Here is a 4,972-nt window from a genome sequence, read left to right on the forward strand (position 1 = left end):
CAGATGATGAAGCTGCATGCCAACATGCACGCTTACCGTCCCGACCGTGCCCTGGACTGGCTGCGCCCGGTGCTGCGGGTGTGCGACGAGCTGGGCGTGGTGGTGCTGATCCACACCGGGGACGGTCCGTACTCGATCCCGACGCAGTTCTACCCGATCATCCGCGAGTTCCCGAACGTCAACTTCATCCTGGCGCACTTCGGAGTGCAGACGGGCGGCGTGTACTGCTTCGAGGCGCTGTACATGATCCTCGACTCGCCCAACGTGTACGGCGAGTCGGGCTGGCTGCTCCAGTCGCGGATCGTGGAGTTCGCCCAGCAGATGGAGAAGCACCAGCTCGTCTTCGGCACCGACTCGCCCCCCAACGAGCCCGGCATGTGGGCGCGTGAGCTGGAGGTGCTGTGCGGTCCTCCGCCGCAGGGCATGCACCTGTCCGAGGAGGACCTGGAGGGCTACCTCGGCAACAACATGGCCCGGCTGCTGGGCCTGGAGCCCACTCCCCCGCCGCGCGACGAGGCCGAGGCGAAGCTGCGGCTGACCGACACCTACGCGTCCCTGGACGGCGCCCGCGGCGGGCGGGCCGCGGCCCGCGCGTAACCGCCAGGTCCGGGGGCTGGGACGCGTCCCGCCCCCGGACCCCGCCCAGGGAAAGGGAGGAGGAGCGCCGTGCAGGCGAGCGCAGCAGCGCGGTCGCAGGATCTGCGGGACTTCCTGGCGGACTACCCCGCACGCCACCCGGAGGACGTGACCACCGTCCACGAGGAGATCGACGGGGAGGACGTGGCGGCCCTGGTGCTGGAGCTGGCCGCACGCGGACGCGAGGAGATGCTGGTGTGTCCCGGCGTGCGGGGGCTGGGCGGCACCGGACTCGTCACCAACGTCTTCGCCTCCCGGCGCCGGGTCGCCCGGCTGCTGGACGCCCGGCCGCAGGAGCTGCACGCCGCCTACCAGGCCGCGGCGGCGCGGCGCACCGCCCCGCGGGTGGTGCCGGAGGGGCCCGTGCTGGAGCGGGTGGCGAGCGGGGCCGAGGTGGACCTGCGGAGGCTGCCGCTCATCCGGCACTTCGCCTCCGACCGCGGCCCCTACCTCACCAGCGGTGTCATCGCCGCGGAGCCGCCGCCCGGAGTACCGGGGCGCGCGGGGAACCTCAGCTACCACCGCGCCATGGTGCACGCGCGTGACCAGCTCGCCACCAGCCTCCACTCGCGCGGCCACCTGTGGCAGCTGCTGGGGCTGGCGGCCGAGCGCGGCGAGCGGCTCCCGGTGGCCATGGTGATCGGCGGCCATCCGCTGTTCCTGTTGGCCGCCTCGGCCCGCCTCGACGCCGGCACCGACGAACGGGACGTCGCGGGGGGCCTGTTCGGGGCGCCCCTGGACGTGGTGCGCACGCCGCGGTACGGCATCCGGGTGCCGGCCAGCGCCGAGCTGGTGCTGGAGGGCACCATCGATCCGGAACTCAGCGCTGACGAGGGGCCGTTCGGCGAGTTCTCCGGATACTCCTCCAGCCGCTCCACGCACAACGTGCTCACCGTGGAGACGGTGCTGGGCCGGCGCGAGCCGCTGCTACTGGACATCGCGGGCGGCAACACCGCCGACCACCTCAATCTGGCCCGCATCCCGCGCGAGGCGGAGATGGCGCAGAAGCTCTCCGACCGCTTCCCCGAGGTCGCGCGGCTGCACTATCCGACCTCCGGCACCCACTTCCACGCGTACGTGGCGCTGCGGCGCTCACGGCCGGGGCAGGCGCGGCAGGTGATGCTGGGCCTGCTGGGCTGGGACCCGTATCTGAAGACGGTGGTGGCGGTGGACGAGGACGTGGACGTCACCCGCGACACGGAGGTGCTGTGGGCGCTGGCGACGCATCTGCAACCGCACCGGGACGTGTTCGTGGTGGACGGGCTGCCCGGCAGCCCCCTCGACCCGTCGTCCACGGCGGAGGGCACGACCTCCCGGATGGCCCTGGACGCCACCCGCGCCCCCGACTTCGACGGCGTCCGCATCGACGTCGCCGCACACAGCACACGCACCGCGCGCCGCCTGCTGGACGGTGGCGGCAGGTAGCGCGTCCCGGCACGGCCCGTGGGCACGCTCGGCAGGCCCGGGCGGCACGCTCGCAGGTCCCGCGGCACGCTCGCAGGCCCGGCGGCGCGCTCGCAGGCCCCGCGGCGTTCACGGCGAGAAGTAGAGGCTGGGTGTGGTGCCCAGCGCGCGCCGGAACATGGCCGTGAAGGCGCTGGGGGTGGCGTAGCCGACGCGCAGGGCGACGGTGGTGACAGGCACCCCCTTGGCCAGCAGCGCCACCGCGTGGGCCAGCTTCGCCTGCCGTACCCAGTGGCCCAGGCTCATCCCGGTCGCCTCGGCGAAGCGGCGCTGGAGGCTGCGCGGGCTCATGTGGGCGACGGCGGCGGCCTGCCGTGCCGTCCACGGCTCCTGTGGGCAGCGGCGGATCCGCGCGCACAGGTCCGCCAGGCGGGGGCAGTCCGGGGCGGGAAGGTGCAGCGCCGGCACGGGGCGCGGAGTGAGTTCGCTCAGCAGCAGCCGCATGAGGAGTCCGTCGCGGCCCTCGGTGTCGTACTCGACGGGCAGCCGCGTCGCCTCGTCGATCAGCTCGCGCAGCAGCGGGGGGACGGAGACGACCGTGGGGGCCGCGGGCAGCCGGGTGGCGGCGTCCGGGTCCAGATAGAGCGTCCGCATGGCGACCCTGCCCGCGCAGGTCATCTCGTGGTCGAGCCCCGAGGGCACCCACGCACCCCTGCTGGCCGGCACCACCCAGGTGCCGAGCGGGGTGCCCACCGTGATGGCCCCGGTGATGCCGTAGATCAGCTGCGCCCGGCGGTGCCGGTGCGGCGGGATGTGGTGGCCGTCGGCCAGGTCGCGGGCCATCGCCGCCACCGGGCGGGGCACATCCTGGTAGTCGTCCCGGTTCTCGCTCTTCCCGAACATGGCGCACTCTCGACATCACCTGGCAGTACGGCGAAAGTCTGCCACGCGGGGCGGCCATAACGTCGTCTCCCGTGCCTGAACCCCGCCTCACGCCCTGGCCCCCGCACCTGTCGCGCGGCCACGGGCTCTCCCGTCTCCACGTGCTCGTCCTGGCCGTCACCAGCGCGGTGACCGCCTCCAACGTCTACCTCAGCCAGCCGCTGCTGGAGGAGATCGCCGGCTCCCTGCGTGCGGATGCCGGGCTGCTGGGCGCGATCCCCACCGCCACCCAGCTCGGATACGCGGCGGGCATTCTGCTGCTGGTCCCCGCCGGGGACAGCCACGACAGGCGTCGGCTGATCCTGGTGCTCACCGCGTGCTCGGGCCTGGCGCTCGCGGCGAGCGCGCTCGCCACCACCGCCTGGTTCCTGGCCGTCGCCGGGTTCGTGACAGGCCTGCTCTCCCCCGTACCGCAGTTGGTCACGCCGCTGGCCGTCGCGCTGTCCGAGCCGTCCGCGGGCCGGCCGGGCGGGCGGGGGCGCGTCGTCGGCACCGTGCAGGCGGGCCTGCTCGTCGGCATCCTCGCCTCCCGCGCCTACGCGGGCGCCCTCGCGGGCCTGGTCGGCTGGCGCGGGGTGTACGCCGTCTCCTGCGCCCTCACCCTCCTGCTGGCCGTCGTCCTGCGCCGGTGCCTGCCACCGGACCCGACACCACCCGGCACCGAGGGCTACCGCACCTGCCTGGCCTCCCTGCCCCGGCTGGCAGCCCGGCCCCTGGTCGCCCGGGTGATCTTCTCCGGGGCGCTGGTCGGTGTGGCCTTCGGCGCCTTCTGGACGACTCTGACGTTCCTGCTGGCACGGCACTACCACTACGACAGCGCACGGATCGGGCTGTTCGGGCTCGTCGCCGCCGCCAGCGCGCTGGCCTCACCGTGGGCGGGCAGGCTCGCCGACCGGTACGGCCCTCGGCGCGGTCTGGCCGCGCTGACCGTACTGGTGATCGCCGGATGGCTGGTCCTGCTGCCCGGCGGCACCTCACTGGCCTGGCTGGTGGCCGGCATCGTCCTGCTGGACGTCGGCGTGTGGGGCAACCAGACGGTCAGCCAGACCGCGCTCTTCTCCCTCCCCTCCCACCTGCACAACCGGCTCAACACCAGCTACTTCACCTGCCGCTTCGCCGGCATCGCGACCGGCTCGCTGGCGGGCTCCCTCGCCTGGACGGCGGCGGGCTGGCCGGCCGTCGCCGCTCTCGGCGCCACCTCCGCCGCCCTGGGGCTGGTGATCGGCCTCCTCCCCCACCGCGACCGCCCGGAACCGTCGGCCTGAACGGTGTCAGGCAACACCCGCAGCGCGACGGGCGAGCCCGAAGGGGCGCTGCCGGGCTTCCGTGGACCGCCGCGGAGCATCCGGAAGGGCGACGCGCGGTGCGCGCCTCCCACACGCTCCCGGGAACGGCTGTCCGAGAACACCCGCTCAGCGGCCGTGAAGCCGGCGGCCGGGCACAGGCGCGCAGGGCACCGGCGCGCGCCGGGCGCCCCGTCAGCGGGCTGTGCCGGACCCGGGCGCCGGCTGCGGGTCCTCGCGCCCGCCCCTCGCCGGATAAACGCCCGGGTTCTGCTCCGCTCCGGCCGCCGCGGCGCGGCCCTAGCCGAGCGGCAGCCGTACGGTGAAAACCGTGCGGCCCGCCGCGCTGTGTGCGCTCACCCGCCCCCCGTGCGCGGAGACCACGGCCCGGACGATGGCCAGTCCGAGACCGGTGCTCCCCTGGGCGCGTGAGCGCGAGGCGTCAGCGCGCGCGAAGCGCTCGAAGACCACGGGCAGCGCCTCGGCGGGGATGCCGGGACCGTTGTCCTCGACCCGTATCTCGGCCATGCCAGCGGCGCCGCCACCGCCGGGCGGCGGGGGGGGGGGGGGGGGGGGGGGGGGGGGGGGGGGGGGGGGGGGGGGGGGGGGGGGGGGGGGGGGGGGGGGGGGGGGGGGGGGGGGGGGGGGGGGGGGGGGGGGGGGGGGGGGGGGGGGGGGGGGGGGGCCGCCGCCACCTTTCCGACCTC

Annotated in this window: 4 protein-coding genes and 1 pseudogene; 3 read left to right on the plus strand and 2 right to left on the minus strand. The window is 75.2% G+C overall.

The window, feature by feature from the left end; all coding sequences use genetic code 11:
- Together AB8Z75_RS31525 and AB8Z75_RS31530 are read left to right on the plus strand one after the other, a co-directional pair.
- On the plus strand, positions 1 to 597 hold a 597-nt coding region (locus AB8Z75_RS31525), incomplete at its 5' end, for an amidohydrolase family protein (RefSeq protein WP_369208013.1).
- Between the two features lie 69 nt (positions 598 to 666).
- The gene (locus AB8Z75_RS31530) at positions 667 to 2,061 is read left to right on the plus strand and encodes a UbiD family decarboxylase (RefSeq protein ID WP_369208015.1); all 1,395 of its coding nucleotides are present in this window, start codon (positions 667 to 669) and stop codon (positions 2,059 to 2,061) included.
- A 108-nt stretch (positions 2,062 to 2,169) separates the two neighbouring features.
- Here AB8Z75_RS31530 and AB8Z75_RS31535 read toward each other — a convergent pair whose 3' ends face one another.
- Positions 2,170 to 2,943 carry a helix-turn-helix transcriptional regulator gene (locus tag AB8Z75_RS31535; RefSeq protein WP_369208017.1) on the minus strand — a complete coding sequence of 258 codons (774 nt, stop codon included), beginning with the start codon at positions 2,941 to 2,943 and terminating at the stop codon, positions 2,170 to 2,172.
- 71 nt (positions 2,944 to 3,014) lie between these two features.
- Between AB8Z75_RS31535 and AB8Z75_RS31540 the strand changes: the two genes are divergently transcribed.
- Positions 3,015 to 4,247 carry an MFS transporter gene (locus tag AB8Z75_RS31540; RefSeq protein ID WP_369208019.1) on the plus strand — a complete coding sequence of 411 codons (1,233 nt, stop codon included), beginning with the start codon at positions 3,015 to 3,017 and terminating at the stop codon, positions 4,245 to 4,247.
- A gap of 318 nt (positions 4,248 to 4,565) precedes the next feature.
- Here AB8Z75_RS31540 and AB8Z75_RS31545 read toward each other — a convergent pair.
- Positions 4,566 to 4,784: pseudogene (locus tag AB8Z75_RS31545) on the minus strand (sensor histidine kinase); the annotation flags it as partial.
- Positions 4,785 to 4,972 lie beyond the last annotated feature (188 nt).

It is taken from the genome of Streptomyces sp. PU-14G (assembly GCF_041028275.1).
Classification (GTDB): Bacteria; Actinomycetota; Actinomycetes; order Streptomycetales; family Streptomycetaceae; genus Streptomyces.

Bases quoted from the DNA above. Each gene is read 5' to 3' on its own strand.
- AB8Z75_RS31535 (WP_369208017.1), bottom strand. From the start codon at position 2,943: ATGTTCGGGAAGAGCGAGAACCGGGACGACTACCAGGATGTGCCCCGC.